We start from the raw sequence: 15458 nt of genomic DNA, 5'->3' as shown, positions 1-15458 counted from the left end.
TGCGCCGGCCTCTTCGCGAGGCAGCAATGCGTCAATTGGCAAATGTACCTTGCAGACGCTCGGCACGAAACTCCAGCGTCTGTGCCCGGTAGCCGGAACGCAGAGGCGGTACCGGCAGGCAATCGTTCCATTCGGCACCCGGTTGCAGCTCACCCGGCCCGCGATAACGCGGCGCGCTGTAGGTGTTTTCGGCAAGGTTGACGGTATCGCCCGGCGCATACGCGCCCACGCGCCATCGCAGCTCGGTGAGCGGGACTTTGTTGCCGTTTTTCATGTGCACGTGCAGCGCGCGGTCGGCGGGGCACTTGTCAGGGGCGTAGCTCAGGCGCAGGTCCAGGCGTGCCAGTTGCGTGGCTTCGCGGGTGTCTTGCCAGGCGACGAACAGGGCGACCAGGCCCAGGCCGCAGACAGCGGCCAGGGATATCGGCAGGGCTTTGGCCGGGTAGCGCAGCAGCAGCACCAGCCAGGTGAGGATGAGGAAGGCACCGATGATCATGGGGCTTGCAGACCTTGGTTGCGCGGGGTCTGACCATCGTAGCTTGAAATGGGGGAGGGCTCAAAAGCGGGAGGGCTTTGCCCTCCTTTCGCGACACAAGGCCGCTCCTACCGGATCGTGTGATCTTTGCAGGTGCGGCCCCGGGGTTTCACTTACTGCGCGATGGTTTTCACCGAAACACCACGCTCGACCGGCGTCGAGGTGCGCCCGTAGACGTCCTCGAAGCGCTCGATATCATCCTCGCCCAGGTAGCTGCCAGACTGCACTTCGATGATCTCCAGTGGGATCTTGCCTGGGTTGCGCAGGCGGTGGATCGAGGCGATCGGGATGTAGGTCGACTGGTTCTCGGTCAGCAGGAACACGTTCTCGTCGCACGTCACTTCGGCAGTGCCGGACACCACGATCCAGTGCTCGGCGCGGTGGTGGTGCATCTGCAGCGACAGGCTGGCGCCCGGCTTGACGGTGATGTGCTTGACCTGGAAGCGGCCGCCCATGTCCACCGAGTCGTACGAGCCCCATGGGCGGTACACTTCCAGGTGGTTCTGAGTCTCGCTGCGGCCCTGCTCGTCCAGGGTCTTGACCATCTGCTTGACGCCTTGGACCTTGTCCTTGTGGGCAATCATCATGGCGTCCTTGGTCTCGACCACGACGATGTTCTCGAGGCCGATCACCGACACCAGCTTGCCATTGCCATGGATCATGCAGTTGCGGCTGTCCTGCACCACCACATCGCCTTTGGTGACGTTGCCGTTGTCGTCCTTGTCGTGCACTTCCCACAGCGACGACCAGCAGCCCACGTCGCTCCAGCCGGCCGACATCGGCACCACGCAGGCACGCTGGGTCTTCTCCATCACCGCATAGTCGATGGAGTTGTCCGGGCAGCAGGCGAAGGTGGCTTCGTCGATGCTCAACACATCGTCTTCTTCCTGGCTGCGTTCCAAGGCCAGCACACAGGTGTCGTAGATGTCGGCGTCGTGCTTTTTCAGCTCTTCGAGGAAACGGCTGGCGCGGAACAGGAACATGCCGCTGTTCCAGAAGTAGCCACCGGCCTTGACGAACTCGGCGGCGCGTTTTTCATCGGGTTTTTCGACGAACTGCGCAACCCGCGCCACGCCTTCTGGCAGCAGTGCGTCCTGGCTGGAGCGGATGTAGCCATAGCCGGTCTCAGGCTTGGTCGCCGGCACGCCGAACAGCACCATCTCGCCACGCTCGGCGGCCACGGTGGCCAGGGCCAGGGCGCGCTGCAGGGCTTTCTGATCGTCGATCACGTGGTCGGCAGGCAGCACCAGCATCAAGTCGTCGCGGCCTTCGCTGACCAGCTTCATCGCGGTCATCGCCACGGCGGGCGCCGTGTTGCGGCCGAACGGCTCCATCAGGATGGCCTGGGTTTCAAGTTTCAACGCGCCGAGCTGCTCCTGGACGATGAACTTGTGGTCCTTGTTGCAGACCACGATCGGCGCATCCATGCCTTCGAACACCAGGCGCTGGATGGTTTGCTGGAACAGCGTGTGTTCACCGGTCAGGGCCAGGAACTGCTTGGGGAACTGCTTGCGCGACAGAGGCCACAGACGCGAACCGCTACCACCAGAAAGAATTACCGGGATCATGATGTTTCTCCAATAAGGTCGTTAACGAGGCAGGGGATCAGTTGGTGGACACTGGGCGGGTGACCCAGACCGGCGACAGGCTGCTGCCCGAGCCGGTGACGTACAGCACGGCAGCTTCGCCGCGCTCCAGGGCGACGGGTTTGACGTCGCTGACTTTCTTGTCACCTGCATACAGGGCGAGGTTGACCTTGACCGGGTTGATCTCACGCTCGCCACGGCCTTTGGCTGCTACCGGGGTGACCACTTCGGTCTTGCCATCGGCGGTCTTCAGGGTCAGCGACTGGTCGCTGAGGTTCTGGACGCGTACCAGGGCTTTCTGCTTGTTCTTGAACGGTGGCTCTTCGATCAGTTGCGGGTTGCCGCTGCCGCTGTTGACCAGGGTGTAGTACTTGTCCGAGGCCAGTTTGACCGGGACGCTCTTGCCGCCGACCTGGGCTGTGTAGTCGCCACCGGGCAGGAAGCTGAAGTCGCTGCTGGCCTGGGCGCCGACTTGTTTGATCTGGGTATTGCCGACCGAGGCGGCGGCCGGGGCGCTGGCAGCGTTGTACAGGCGCACGAAGGTCGAGCCTTTCGGCGCGGTCGGGCCATACAGCGCGGCATCGGCGCCGGCGAAGGCCTGCATCGAAGCAAGGGAAAGGCCGGCCGCGAGGGTGAGGGCTTTGGCAATGGAAGTTTTGGTAGTCATGTGCGTGTTCCTCTCTATCGATCAGTGGTTCGTCCGGGTGGACGACAGGGCCAGGTTTTCTTCGGATTTACGGGTGTTTTTCAGTTGCGCGATCCACTGCGGATCAAAGCTGCTGAGGTCGTTTTTCATGGGCAGATAACGTTCGGGGAATTCCCACACCACCACTTGTGGCGCGGCATTTTTGAAAGCATCGCTTTGCAGGTACTTGAGCATCGGCAGCAGCGGGCCATGGCCGTCTTCGGCGTAGTTGGCGACGTCGCTGTGCAGGGCTTGCTGCAGGGCACCGAGGAAGTTCCAGTGCGGGTTGGCGCTGTAGCTGGTGCCTACCAGTGCGACCGGAATCTGGCTGTCGGCGAACAGCGCATCGCCCGCCTCGCCTTCGGTTTCGGCTGGGCGTGTTGTGCGTTGCTGCAGGTTGTCCGGCGCCGGCAACAGGTTGCTGAACAGCGGGTCGAGTGGCAGGAAGTTGGTCAGGTCGCCCTTGTACGGCGCGGTACTGCCGGCTTCGGTGATGAAGGCCTGGGGGTCACCATTGAGCAAGCTCTGGCGGCTGACCGCTTCGGCCAGCGCCTGTGCGGCGACTTCGGCGCCCATCGGCGTCCAGTGGGTGTCGGTGCGCAGGAATACCTGGCCACGGGCCTTGGCCTGCTCCAGGGGCGCCATCAGGTCCGGGGCGAACACGTTGGCCTGGCGGGCCTGGGCATGAAACTGGTTGTACAGGTCGTCATGCAGGCTGGCTGGCAGCTCCTTGCCCACATACTCCGAGTAGACCCGCGCCTTGGCCGGCACGATCGCCAGCACCAGCTGGCTGCCATGCTGCTGCAGGGTGTCGCGCACGCCACGGATAAGCGCCAGGTTTTCCTGCATCAGTTGCTCGGCACCGGCGGTGGGTTTGAACTCTTCATCGCTGAACAGCCATTGGTCGCGGCCCAGCACCACGCCTGGGCGCCCTTCGTTGAACAGCTTGAAGTCCAGTGCCGCCCAGAGGTTGGTGCCCAGGCGCTTGATCGGGAACTGCTCGTCGTAGTGGGTCTCGGCGGCCTTGGCCAGCTTGCCGTTGAGCAAGGTCATCTGGGCGGTGCGCTGGAAGCTGTCCAGGCCGCCAGTGGACCAGGCGCCCATGCCGACCAGCAGGCCGAGGAACGACAGCGAATAGGTAATGCGTAATGTCCGGGTCATGGTCATCAACCTCAGAACTGGAAGTAAAGGAACGGCGAGTAGCTCTGCGCCGAAAGCTTGAGGATCGAGGCCACGAACAGCAGCAGGATCAGGACGCGGGTCATCACCCGGGTCCAGTCCAGGCCAATCGAGCCGTCGGCGTTGATCTGCACCGGGGTCGCCTGCGGCGTCGGCTTGGCATTGCGGTAGAAGTCGCGCAGGCCGAAGTACGCCAAGGTGAGGTAGGCGATGATCAGGGTGGCTACTTGCAACCCGGTGAGCTGGGCGCGGTTGAGCTCCGACAGCTGCCATTCACCAAAGCTGAACATGGCGCCGTACATGCGGCCGGCCACGTGCAGGTTCTCGGCCCGGAAGATCACCCAGCCAACCACCACCAGCAGGAAGGTGAACGCCCACTTGACCGGGTTGAAGCGCTGCGGGTTGGTGTCGAGGCCCAGCGCCCGCTCGATGGCCAGCCACATGCCGTGCCAGGCGCCCCAGATGATGTAGGTGAAGTTGGCGCCGTGCCACAGCCCGCCCAGCAGCATGGTCAGGAACAGGTTGCGGTAGGTATTGAAGGTGCCTTTGCGGTTGCCGCCCAGGGTGATGTACAGGTAGTCGCGCAGCCAGGTCGACAGGCTGATGTGCCAGCGGCGCCAGAACTCGGTGATCGACTGGCTGATGTACGGCTGCTTGAAGTTCTCCATGAAGCGGAAGCCCATCATCAGGCCCAGGCCGATGGCCATGTCGCTGTAGCCGGAGAAGTCGAAGTACAGCTGCGCGGTATAGGCCAGGGCGCCCAGCCAGGCGTCGCCGGTGGTCGGGTTCTGCAGGGCGAAGCAATGGTCGGCGACCACTGCCAGGGTGTCGGCGATGAACACTTTCTTGATGAAGCCCTGCATGAAGCGGGTGCAGCCTTCGGAGAACTTGTCCAGGGTGTGGGTACGGTTGTTGAACTGGTCGACCAGGTCCTTGAAGCGCAGCACGGGGCCGGCGATCAGGTGCGGGAAGATTGCCACGAACGCTGCGAAGTCGATCAGGTTGCGGGTGGCCGGGGTGTCGCCGCGGTACACGTCGATGATGTAGCTGATCGACTCGAAGATGTAGAACGAGATACCGATCGGCAGCAGCACGTGGGTGAGGATGAACGGCTCCAGGCCAAACGAGCTGACGATCGCGTTGAGGCTGTCGACGCCGAAGTTGGCGTACTTGAAATAGCCGAGGATCGCCAGGTCGACGCCCACGCCCAGCAGCAGCCAGCGCTGCGCCGGCTTGGTGCGTACGCCTGCTGCGCCGACTTTAAGGCCGATCCAGTAGTTCCACAGGGTCACGCCGGCGAACAGGGCGAGGAAGTCCACGCGCCACCAGGCATAGAAGATGTAGCTGGCGACCAGCAACAGCAAGTTGCGATAGCGTTGCCCGCTCAAGTAGTACAGGCCGAGGAAGATCGGCAAGAACAGGAACAGGAACACGTTGGACGAGAAGACCATCCCGGTTCTCCTAATTTGTTCACAGCATCCAGGGCAAAGCGCCCCCCAAACCCCCCAGTTCATGACTGGAGAGCAACTCATTTCCTGTGGGAGCGGGCTTGTCCCGCGAAGAGGCCCGAAAGGGCAAAGGCGTTGTCGCTGCTGACGCCTTCGCGGGGCAAGCCCGCTCCCACACAGATCACCCCCGACAGGGGTGTTACTTCTTCGAAGCCGCGCTCGGGTCATAGACCCGGGTCAGGTTGCCGCCCAGCCTGAAGCTGTCGAATGGCTGCATGCCGTGCTTGCGCTCAAGCGTGTCGCCCACGCACTGGTACAGCGCGCACCAGGGCTCGAGCCAGGCGTACTTGCTGTCGACCTTGAGGTCTTTCATGTCCTGTTTTTCACCTGCGCGCTCTGCGAAATGGCGCGGGTCGCGGGCGCCGGCCAGCACGCCTTCGCCCAGGCGCTGCAGGGCGAAGTTGTTCTCGCTGCGCAGGTCCACACCGTTGGCCTTGGCGAAGCTTGCGATCATCGCCAGCGGCGGCAGGGCGTAGTTGTGGTAGGCCAGGGCGCGCTGCTTGCGCTTGACTTCATTGGGCAAGAAGCCCTGGTCGTCGATCTGGTTGGCGCCGACCTTGTATTCCTTCACGGCCCAGTCGAACAGGTCGCGGCGGTCGGTGGCCACGGCGGTGGCCATCACCGACCAGGCGGCCCAGTAGCTGTGGTTGTTGATCTTCTCCAGCGGCAGGTCGCTCCAGTCACGCACGGTCTGTTCGGCCAGGCGGGCGAACCAGCGCTCGATCTGCTCGGCTTCGGTCTGGTGCGCGGCCAGGGGCTGAGAATTGGAGAACTTCAGGCGCAGCCATGAGCCGCTCATGCTGCCCAGCGCCCATTTGCGCATCGACTTGCCGGTGTGGTTGTAGTCGGTGGACAGCAGCGCATCGGCGCGTGCCCAGGCCCCCAGCCAGGTCAGGGTGCAGTCGAGCTGCGCCGGGCGGCCATCACGCATGTACTGGTTGACCATCTTGGCGACGCCGCGCTCAAGCGTGGTGATGTCTTTGGTGGAATCGCGGAAGGCCTGTTCCGAGTCCAGGTTCAGGGTCGCCCGTGCCTTGTCCGAGCCTTCGTACTTGCTGCGAAACTGCAGCGCGCCGGTGTAAGGCTTGGGCGCCGCTTCGCAGCGGAACTTGCCGTCGCTGGTCTTGAGCTTTTCGATCCCCTCGTAGTAGCCCTGAGGGGGCACCAGCGCGGCATGCGCGGCGCCGCCGACCAGGGCCAGGGCGAGCAGGGCGGGGCTGAAGATGTGCTTGAACGTGGTCATGGTCGCCTCACTGGCCGGCTTGCGCGGTGTGCGCAGGCACGGCGAAGTTGTTGCGTTTGCAGAGTTTGGCCTCGACCTTCTGGGTGCCGTTTTCCGGCCCCTGGATCTCGAAGGCCAGCAGGTTCTGGTTGGCCCAGTCCTCGTCCTCGCGCATCTGGAAGACGAAGCGGCCGTCGGTGTCGGAGGTTTCCGGCTTCTCCAGCTTGATGTCCTCGTGGCGGCCATTGAGGTACCAGAGGGTCGCTTGCAGCACCTTGACCGAAGGGTCTTCGAACTTGACGTCCATCTGCAGGTTGCGGTTGATCAGGTCTTTGATCACGCCGCCCTTGCCGTTGACCATCAGCTCGTTCTTGCCAGGCTTGAGTGTGCTGCTGGCGCTCATCAGGGCCGGGCGCGCGTCGCAACCGTCGTCGAGCAGGCCGAGGATCTGCCGCCAGATGGTTTCCTGGTCCAGGCGATACAGCGGCGAGAATTCCCAGATGAGGATCTTCGGTGGGTTGTTCTGGAATTCCTCGCTGCCCAGGTACTGGATCATCGAACCTTCCAGGCCACCGCCAGGGAAGGCGACGTTGAGCACGTCGGCGCCGATGTACTGCTCGAGGAAGCCCGAGAAGTTGTAGTTCTTGCCGCTGTGGCTGGTACCGACCAGGGTGATCTGCGCATTGCCGCCGTCGCCGAACAGGTCGTCGCCGCCGCTGGCGCCTTTCGGCTCGGTGGCGAACTGGTCCATGTACTGCACGGCGTAGCTGGTGCCGCAGAGCTGGCCGGCGACGTTGTGCAGGGTGCCGGTCTTGCCCATGCGCCCAGATTTGTGGGTTTCGAATTCCTTGCGCGGGATGCCTTCAAAAGCCGGCATGTGGTGCACGGTATCGGCCACGATCTTGGCGGCGCGCTCGGCGCCATATGGCGTCCAGTGCTGGTCGCCGCGGAAGTAGAAGTCCTTGCCCTGGTCGGCGGCGGCCAGTTGCTCGTTGGTCAGCGGCGACAGGTCGGGGACGTTGTAGCCCATGCCGGCGAAGCGCTTGAGCATGGCTTGGTAGTTGCTCAGGGCCTTCTGGTAGTCGAAGGCGGCCTTTTCTTCGGGCTTGAGCATGTTGCGGTTCACCAGGCCACGGGTCGGCTGGTAGACCACGACCAGTTCCACGCCACGTTTCTTGAACGCGTCGTGCACCTGCTGCAGGCGTTTGTAGCCGGCGGGCGTGGTGGTGAACTCGGTGCGCAGGTCTTCGCGGGTACGGAACAGCCAGTCGCCCTGGGCCTGCACCAGCGTGGTGAAGTTCTGCTGGTAGCGGGTGGTGTAGCGGCTGGCGTCGTGCGCCTCGGGGCACAGCTGGCAGCAGGGTTCGGCGCTGAACGTCGGGGCTTTCACCTCGTCGGCGCGCACGCCCTGGCTGATCGCCAGGAGGGCGGCGGACAGGCCCAGCAGTTTCATCAGGTGTGGAGTCATGGTCTGGGCTTCCTTAATCGATCATTTCGGTCTGGCGTTCGACCGGGTCGATCAGCACAGCCTTTTGCTGGCGCACCAGTAGGTCGAGGATTTCGTCCTGGCGCTCGCCGAGGATGCCGTTGAGGCTGATGCCGTTGGCCTTGCGCGGCGCGAGCATGGAAACCTTGTACAGCTCGACCGACAGCGGCGAGTCGATCGACAGCGGCCCGGAGCCGTTGGCCGCCAGTTCACCGCCGACCACGATCAGCGACACCTTGGTGTCGAACGGGTCGAGGGCGATGTCGCGGTCGGTGTCGGAGAGGTCCTTGATGTGCCCGTACACACCGACCAGGCCGTTGGCCATGGCAACGTTTTCGTACAGGCGGATGTTCACGCTGTTGCGCACGCGGATGCCGTGGCGGCGGTTGTTGATCAGCTTGTTGCCCCAGATCAGGTTGTCGCCGCTTTCGTACAAGGTGATGCCGTCGGTGTGGTTGCGGTAGATCTCGTTGTAGGCGATCAGGTTGTTGACGCTGTTACGGTCGATCACCACGCCCGAGAGCTTGTTGTCGTAGCTCTTGTTGTTGATGATCCAGCTGTCGTTGACCTCACGCGAGACGATGATGCCGTGCTTCTTCTTGGTGCCGTACACGGTGTTGCCGGCGATGATCAGGCGGTGCGAACGGTCGTGCGGGTCGATGCCGTAGACGATGTTGTCGCGGTAGGTGTTGTCCTTGACCACAAAGTCCTGGGTCTCGTAGCAGTAGAAGCCGTACCACATGTCGCTGAACTCCGAGCCGATGATCCAGCCGGTAGGTTCGGCGCGGCCCATCTGCTTGGACATGTTCGGCGTGTACTGCGAGATGCTCACACCGTAGGACTTGGACTTGGCGTAGCCGAAGCTGGCCATTTTGGTATTGACGATGTAGGTCTCGGTACCGCCCCACGACAACAGGAACGGGCGGAACTCCTTGGGCGAGCGGAAGGTGGCCGGGCCGTTGTCCTTCTCGCGCCAGCCGGTGACCTGGGTGTCGGTGACGAACAGCTTGCCGTCGTTGACCAGGAACGCGCCGCCTTCCTGGGAAAGGCGCAGTTGCTTGACCTTGCCGTCGATCTCTAGGATGCCCTTGTGCCCCACCACGATCGGCAGGCGCGACAGGTACACGCCCGGCTCGACTTCGCGCAGGTACTGCTTGGGTACCTGCTTGCTCAACTCGACCAGGTCGACATGGCCGTCGTCGACGAAAATCGCCTGCGGGATGCCATGCTGACGCTGCACCCACTCGGCGGCCTTGTTGTCACCGCCGATGAATTCCTTGAGCGACACTTCTTGCAGCATGCGGCGCACGCTGACCTTGCCCTTGTGGCTGCGGTCGATCTTTTTCTGCACGGCCTCGGCGGTGAAGCCGGTGAGGTCGGGCAGCTTGGGCGGGTCCATGTGCAGCGGTTCGACCGGTGCGGCAGAGATGGTGTAGGTCTTGGCCTGCTGCAGTTCCTTGGCGACTGCCGTGGGTTCTGCGGCGACGGCAAGGCCTGAGGCCAGCAGCAAGGCGCTGGCCAACAGGCTGTGACGTAGGTGTGGGTGAAGGGTCATGGCAACAAATCCTCTACCGGCCTCAGAAGCGCCAGATCACGTCGACGAAGGCACGGTGCATGTACGAGTCCGCTTCCTTGCCATAGGCATCGCCCGGCTTGAATACACCGGCACGCAAGCGCACCAGGGCGGACGGTTCGTCAATGGCCTGGCTCATTGAAGCGGGCAGCAGGCCCTGCTTGAAGTACTTGGTCACGACCACGTCCATTTCCTGGCCGAGGTCTTTCTCGCCGTTGACCAGCGGGCGGCTGACGCCGTTGTCGTTGACCGCAGCATTGATGCCGCTGGAGCCAATGTTCTGCTGGCCATCGACGCGCCAGAACTTGTGGTAGATGAAGCTGGCGTCGTAGTCATCGCGCAGCTGCCAGGAGGCAAATAAAGTGGCTGCCTGCAGGTTACCCAGCTCGCCGCGGAAGGCTTCGCCGAAGCGGTGCACGCGCGAGCGGGTACCGGTGAAGTTGGAACGGTTGCTCTCAAGGCCGGTCTGCTCGAAGTTGTTCGAACCGTCGTCGCCACCGCCGCCGCTGCCACGGGCATAGGCCGCGCCGACTTGCCAGTTGGGGTCCAGGCGCAGGCGGATGCCGAGGTCGGTGGCCCAGGCGTTGACGTCGCCGCTCTGCTTGCCGGTAGCCACCTGCTCGTCGCCTACGGCCTGGCTGCTCAGGGTGTCGCGATCACCGGTCAGCCAGGTCAGGCTGCCCCAGTAGTTGACGGTGTGATCGTTGCGCCAGTTGTAGGCGTCGCTGTTGGCCTCAAGGCCCAGCCAGGTGAGGTCGCCGGTGCGGGTCTTGTCCAGCGCATCGACCGTCTCGCCGGGGTTTTTCAGGCTGCCGCTGTCGTGGGTGTGGTGGGCGCGTACGCCAACCCAATGGCCAGGCGTCCACTGCGTGGCGACGTTGCCATAGATGTGCGTGCGGTCCTTGTCTTCCGGGGCCAGCTCGGTGAGGTCGGTGCGGTATTCGCTGAAGCGCTGGGCCACGCCCAGGTCAGCCTTGAGCAAGGTGGTGTCGAAGGACCAGTTCAGCGCTTCGATGTTGGTGTCGCGCCACATGCCGTCGTCGCTGCGCAGGCGCTGGCGGCCGAAGCGCAGCTGCTCGCCCGGGTAGGCGGTGAGGCCGCTGTAGCCGACCCAGAACTCGCGCATGGCCAGGTAGTTTTTGTCTGGCTTGCGGCTGTCGTCGCCGGTGTCGGTGGTGGTGCCGTCATCGTTCTGGCGCAGGGTGTCGGTTTCGATGGTGTCGGTGGCGGCAACGGCCTGGCCCATGGCATAGGCGCTCCAGTTGCCACGCTCGCCGTACACCCATGGGCGCAGGTCGAGGCCCAGGCCGTTGACGTCGCCACCAGGGCGAGTGCCCAGGTCGCGGTCATCTTCCGATTGACCGGTGATTTTCACGTCCAGGCCGAAGTTTTTCTCGGCGGTCATGTCGGCCAGGGTCGGGCAGGACCACAGCAGGGCGAAGCTCAGGCCAATGCCGGCTTTCACGAAGGGATTGAGCGTCATAGCGAGTCCTCACCGTCTACTTCTTTTTCGTCGTCTTGCAAGGCTTCGAGGGCCAGGGTGCTGTTGGCGCCTTGGCTCATGCTGCCGCGTGCCTGCTTCTCCTGCGCCAGCAGGCGTTGGGCCTGGCTGCGCTGGTCAGGCGAGAGTTGCTGGTCGAGTTGCTGCAGCAGCTCGCTGGACTGTGGCGTCGGGTTTAGCTGCGACAGCTGGGCGAACACCCAGGCGTTGGTCGGCTCGCTGCGGATGCCATGGCCTTCGCTGAACAGCTGGGCCAAGGCATAGTCGGCGCTGTTCTGGCCGCCACGGGCGGCAGTCAGCAGGTGGTCGACGGCTTTCTGCGGCTCGACATTGCCCAGGTAGCCGCGGCGGTACAGCTGGCCCAGGTAGTAATGGGCGCTGATTTCGCCGGCGTCGGCAGCGGCCTGCAGGTGCTGTTCGGCCTTTGCAGCATCGGCCGGCAGTGTCTTGCCTTCGTAGTAGAGGCGGCCCAGCAACAGTTCGGCGCGCGGCTGTTCGGCTTCGCGGCCTTTGTCGATGTAGGCCATGAGCTGGTCGGTATCGCCCAGTTCGGGGAAGTCGTAGACCAGTTGCGCCAGGTTGACCCACGAGGCCGGGTTGGCCGGGGCCACATGTTCGAGCAGGTCCTTGGCGGTCTTTTCGTCGGTCTGGCCGAGGCTGCGGTCGGCCAGCACGCGGGCGACGCTGTCGACCCGGGTGGCCGGGACGGCGCCACGGGCATAGGCGGACTTCAGCTGGCCCAGCAGTGCGGCTTGCTGGTCGGCCTGGCCGCGCTTCTGGTAAACGGTGGCCAGTTCGACGTAGCAGATGTCGGTGGTGTTCAGGGCGGCCTTGCAGATGCGTTCGACCTCGCCCAGGTGCTGGTCGTAGGTGCCCTGGGTGCGATACAGCAGCACCTGGGCCAGGCCCGCCTCGGGGTTGCCGGCCGCGCGCCACTGGTCGATCTGCTGCTGCGCGTTGACGTTGGGGAAGCTCTGCGGGTATTGCAGGTAAAGCATCGCCAGCGGGATCAGGGTGTTGTTTTCACCCTGTTGGGCGGCGTGCTTGAGCAGGCTTTCGGCCTCTTCGCGTTCTGCCTGGGTGCTGTCGGGCTTGGCCACCAGCAGGCGGCCAAGGCGCGCCTGGGCCCGTGGCGAGGTGGCGGCCGCAGCGCGGTAGGTGGCCTCGGCTTGCTGGATTTGCGCCGGGTCACGGGTGGCCACCTTGATGTCGGCCAGGCCCACTTGCGCGTCGCTGTAGCCCAGGTCGGCCAGGGCCTTGTAGTTGCGTTCAGCCAGGGCGGTGTCGCCGCGCTTGAGGGCTTCGTTGGCCAGACGCTGGTCGGGCAGGCCGGCACAGCCGGCCAGGGCGATGGCCGCGGCCAGGGCACAGAGGCCCAGGCTTGCGCTTTTCTTATGGGGAATCATCGCTGGATCCTCTTACAGCCCACGGGCCGCGGCTTTGTCGATCAGCCAGTTGAGCGACGGGCCACGGTCGCTGCTGACCGAGGCCGGGCGCCCGGCCAGTTCGGCCGGCAGGCCGCTGTCAGGCTTGATCTGCACGCGGATGTCGGCGGCCAGGTTCTCGTTGTCGAGGCTGGCGCTGCTGACGATCTGGCCAGTGCGCACTTCGTCTTCGCCGGCCACCTGGAAGTTGACCCGGGTACCTGGCTTGACCTCGTCGAACTGGCGGTAGCTGAAGCGGGCCTCGACCATCGGGTTGCTGGTGCGAGGGATCAACTGGAAGATCGGCTGGCCCTTGGCGGCGTACTGGCCGTCGTCCACCAGTTGCCGGGCAACCACGCAATCGCAGGGGCTGGTGAGGGTGCCGGAGAGTTGCTTGCCGAACAGCTCCTCGACCTTGGCCGGCTCCAGTTGCGAGTCGTCCAGGTGGCCCTTGAGCATGTCCAGCATGCTGGTGCTGAAGCTTGCCAACGGCGCGCCCTTGACCACCAGGCCACCGCTTTCGACCAGGCTGTTCACGGTGCCGTCGCGGGGCATGGTGACGCTGGTGGTGGGCACCGCGACCACGCCGGCTTCGGCGTGGCTGACGAAGTACATGCCGTACAGCGACTTGGCCACGAAGCCGAAGGCGGCCACACCGACCACGAACACACCCAGGGTCACGCCGACCGCCTTGAGGCGACCGAAGGCGGTCAGGCCGCTGCCGCCATCCTTCTGTTTGCGCGCCTTGGTGAAGTTGTCGCGCTGCAGCGTGCTGAGCACATCGCCGATGCTGATCAGTTCGCCCGACAGATGGCTGGTGATGATGTGGCGCAGGGTGGCGATGTCGCGCGGTTCGAGGTTCTGGAACTGCGCGCCGGTACGGCCATTGCTCGGGTTGAAGGAGCGCACCTGGAACTCGATGTCGATCGACAGGCCCAGGTTGTCGACCACGAACTGCAGACGCCCGCGCAGCACATCACCCACCGACAGTGGCTGTTTGCTGTGGAAGCTCAGGCCACCGGCGGACAGGTCATCGACCTTCACTTCGTGGGTTTGGCGCTGGGTATCCAGGAAGCGCAGCTTGGCTGGAATGCGCACCCGGGCGTGTTGGCGCTGGGCTTCGGACTCATGCACGACGTTGACGTTCACGGCGGTATTCATGGTGGTTTGTTCCTGTTAGATCCGATCCGGTTGGGCTCACACGACCATGAACAGCACAGCAACGAAGATGCTGGCCGCCGAGAAGGTCATGGTCCGCGAGGACCAGGTGTTGAACCATTGTTGAAAGCTGGCGAGGTCACGCTTGAGGGCAGTGGGCTGGCGAGTCCAGGACTGCTTGTCGAGGCGGAAGAACACGTAGATCTTCATCATCGCGCCGACGATCTGGTTGTAATAAAGAATCAGCGGATAGGCCGGCCCGACCTTGTGCCCCGAGCACAGCAGCATCACGGTCAGGATCAGGCGGGTGATGCCGATCCACAGCAGGTACACCAGCAAGAAGCCGAGGCCGAACTTGAGGCTGGCGATCACCGCCACGGTCAGGCCCAGCAGGCTGGTCCACATCGACACGCGCTGGTCGAACAGGACGATGCTGGTGAACAGCCCCAGGCGCTGCAGGCCCAGGCCCAGCGCGCGCGAGTTCTGCCGCAGGTTGTTGCCGTACCAGCGGTACATCAGCTTGCGGCTGGCCTTGAGGAAGCTTTTTTCTGGCGGGTGCTCGACCGTGTTGATCGCGGCATCCGGCACGTAGAAGGTGTCGTAGCCAAGGCGCATCAGGCTGAACCAGCTGGACTTGTCATCACCGGTGAGGAACTTGAAGCGGCCCAGGCGCCAGTGCATCAGCGAGTCGCTTTCGACGTCGGCGATGAACTCGGGGTTGGTCACCACGCTTGCGCGGAACATCGACATGCGCCCGGTCATGGTCAGCACGCGCTTGGACAGGGCCATCGAGCACATGTTGATGTGGCGCTGGGCGAAGCGCAGCTTGTGCCACTCGCTCATGATGTAGCCGCCGCGGACTTCGCAGAATTCGTTGGTGGTCAGGCCACCGACATTGGGGTAGAGCTTGAACCAGGGCACGGTCTTGCATACCACGCCATCGGCCAGCACGGTGTCGCCATCGATCACGGCCACCACGGCGTTTTCGTCCGGGAGCATCCGCGAGATGGCGCGAAAACCATAGGCCAGGCCGTCACGCTTGCCGGTGCCGGCGATGCGCACGATGTCCAGCTTGACGTGCTCTGGCGGGTTGTATTTGGCCCATAGGCTTTTCACCAGCAGTTCGTCCGACATCTCCACCAGCGAGCAGACCACGGTGGTGGGGAAGCCGCAGTTGATGGCTTCGCGGATCACCGAGCTGTACACCTGTGCGGTGGTCAGCGCATCGATACGAAAACTGGTGACCATCAGGTACACATGGGACGGGTCCGCGGCCTTGCCCAGTTTCTGCACCTTGCGGCGCAGGTACGGGTAGACGGCGTAGAGGAAGATCATGCCGCGGATGAAATGGGTGGCGCCCATGGAGTAGCGCCAGATGCCGACTGCGCCGACCAGGAAGATGAAGTGCTTCGACTGCGAGTCGAAGATATCGGCGGGCAGGGCCAGGGCGATCAGCATGAGCAGGCTCATGTAGAGCAGCCATCCGGCGCACTGCAACAGCACTGTCTGGAGCCTTTGCATGTTCAGCATCCGTCGCGAAATCAGGGAAGGAAGGGCAGCGCTTGGTGGGTAAGGAGTACCCGCGCTGCCCGGCCAGGGGT

12 protein-coding genes are annotated in these 15458 nt (G+C 63.8%); all 12 read right to left on the bottom strand.

The window, feature by feature from the left end:
- Positions 1-31: 31 nt before the first annotated feature.
- The 12 genes from LJX93_RS22385 to LJX93_RS22330 all read right to left on the bottom strand — a co-directional run bounded on the left by LJX93_RS22385 (position 32) and on the right by LJX93_RS22330 (position 15378).
- The gene (locus LJX93_RS22385; RefSeq protein ID WP_033702885.1) at positions 32-496 is read right to left on the bottom strand and encodes a hypothetical protein; all 465 of its coding nucleotides are present in this window, start codon (positions 494-496) and stop codon (positions 32-34) included.
- 152 nt (positions 497-648) lie between these two features.
- On the bottom strand, positions 649-2103 hold the full coding sequence (locus tag LJX93_RS22380) for a mannose-1-phosphate guanylyltransferase/mannose-6-phosphate isomerase (RefSeq protein ID WP_033702884.1): 1455 nt from the start codon (positions 2101-2103) through the stop codon (positions 649-651).
- A gap of 37 nt (positions 2104-2140) precedes the next feature.
- Positions 2141-2788, bottom strand: coding sequence for an alginate O-acetyltransferase AlgF (locus tag LJX93_RS22375; protein WP_027595301.1), 648 nt, complete (start codon positions 2786-2788; stop codon positions 2141-2143).
- A gap of 21 nt (positions 2789-2809) precedes the next feature.
- Positions 2810-3967 (bottom strand): alginate O-acetyltransferase, encoded by a 1158-nt coding sequence (locus LJX93_RS22370; protein WP_033702882.1) that lies wholly within the window; start codon positions 3965-3967, stop codon positions 2810-2812.
- 11 nt (positions 3968-3978) lie between these two features.
- Positions 3979-5436: an MBOAT family O-acyltransferase gene (locus LJX93_RS22365; RefSeq protein WP_033702881.1), complete on the bottom strand. Its 1458-nt coding sequence runs from the start codon at positions 5434-5436 to the stop codon at positions 3979-3981.
- Between the two features lie 196 nt (positions 5437-5632).
- Positions 5633-6736 (bottom strand): mannuronate-specific alginate lyase, encoded by a 1104-nt coding sequence (locus LJX93_RS22360; RefSeq protein WP_033702880.1) that lies wholly within the window; start codon positions 6734-6736, stop codon positions 5633-5635.
- Between the two features lie 7 nt (positions 6737-6743).
- A complete protein-coding gene (locus tag LJX93_RS22355) occupies positions 6744-8183 on the bottom strand; it encodes an alginate O-acetyltransferase (protein ID WP_047582652.1) in 1440 nt (479 codons plus the stop codon).
- Between the two features lie 13 nt (positions 8184-8196).
- Positions 8197-9756 carry a mannuronan 5-epimerase AlgG gene (gene algG / locus LJX93_RS22350; RefSeq protein ID WP_033702877.1) on the bottom strand — a complete coding sequence of 520 codons (1560 nt, stop codon included), beginning with the start codon at positions 9754-9756 and terminating at the stop codon, positions 8197-8199.
- A gap of 22 nt (positions 9757-9778) precedes the next feature.
- Positions 9779-11257, bottom strand: coding sequence for an alginate export family protein (locus LJX93_RS22345; protein WP_047582654.1), 1479 nt, complete (start codon positions 11255-11257; stop codon positions 9779-9781).
- Positions 11254-12681, bottom strand: coding sequence for an alginate biosynthesis TPR repeat lipoprotein AlgK (gene algK / locus LJX93_RS22340; RefSeq protein ID WP_227696423.1), 1428 nt, complete (start codon positions 12679-12681; stop codon positions 11254-11256). The genes LJX93_RS22345 and algK overlap by 4 nt, the downstream gene beginning before the upstream one ends.
- Positions 12682-12693: 12 nt before the next feature.
- Positions 12694-13860 (bottom strand): alginate biosynthesis protein Alg44, encoded by a 1167-nt coding sequence (locus LJX93_RS22335; RefSeq protein WP_033702874.1) that lies wholly within the window; start codon positions 13858-13860, stop codon positions 12694-12696.
- 36 nt (positions 13861-13896) lie between these two features.
- Positions 13897-15378, bottom strand: coding sequence for a glycosyltransferase family 2 protein (locus LJX93_RS22330; protein ID WP_177326484.1), 1482 nt, complete (start codon positions 15376-15378; stop codon positions 13897-13899).
- Positions 15379-15458 lie beyond the last annotated feature (80 nt).

The sequence above is a fragment of the Pseudomonas sp. HN2-3 genome (genome assembly GCF_020691745.1).
Classification (GTDB): domain Bacteria; phylum Pseudomonadota; class Gammaproteobacteria; order Pseudomonadales; family Pseudomonadaceae; genus Aquipseudomonas; species Aquipseudomonas capeferrum.
The sequence above is the reverse complement of the archived record's forward strand: the minus strand, read 5'-3'. Positions and strand labels throughout refer to the sequence as shown.

Coding starts and splice junctions, on each gene's coding strand:
- algG (WP_033702877.1), bottom strand. CDS start 9,756: ATGACCCTTCACCCACACCTACGTCACAGCCTGTTGGCCAGCGCCTTG.
- LJX93_RS22335 (WP_033702874.1), bottom strand. CDS start 13,860: ATGAATACCGCCGTGAACGTCAACGTCGTGCATGAGTCCGAAGCCCAG.
- algK (WP_227696423.1), bottom strand. CDS start 12,681: ATGATTCCCCATAAGAAAAGCGCAAGCCTGGGCCTCTGTGCCCTGGCC.
- LJX93_RS22365 (WP_033702881.1), bottom strand. CDS start 5,436: ATGGTCTTCTCGTCCAACGTGTTCCTGTTCCTGTTCTTGCCGATCTTC.
- LJX93_RS22360 (WP_033702880.1), bottom strand. CDS start 6,736: ATGACCACGTTCAAGCACATCTTCAGCCCCGCCCTGCTCGCCCTGGCC.
- LJX93_RS22345 (WP_047582654.1), bottom strand. CDS start 11,257: ATGACGCTCAATCCCTTCGTGAAAGCCGGCATTGGCCTGAGCTTCGCC.
- LJX93_RS22370 (WP_033702882.1), bottom strand. CDS start 3,967: ATGACCCGGACATTACGCATTACCTATTCGCTGTCGTTCCTCGGCCTG.
- LJX93_RS22355 (WP_047582652.1), bottom strand. CDS start 8,183: ATGACTCCACACCTGATGAAACTGCTGGGCCTGTCCGCCGCCCTCCTG.
- LJX93_RS22385 (WP_033702885.1), bottom strand. CDS start 496: ATGATCATCGGTGCCTTCCTCATCCTCACCTGGCTGGTGCTGCTGCTG.
- LJX93_RS22380 (WP_033702884.1), bottom strand. CDS start 2,103: ATGATCCCGGTAATTCTTTCTGGTGGTAGCGGTTCGCGTCTGTGGCCT.
- LJX93_RS22330 (WP_177326484.1), bottom strand. CDS start 15,378: ATGCAAAGGCTCCAGACAGTGCTGTTGCAGTGCGCCGGATGGCTGCTC.
- LJX93_RS22375 (WP_027595301.1), bottom strand. CDS start 2,788: ATGACTACCAAAACTTCCATTGCCAAAGCCCTCACCCTCGCGGCCGGC.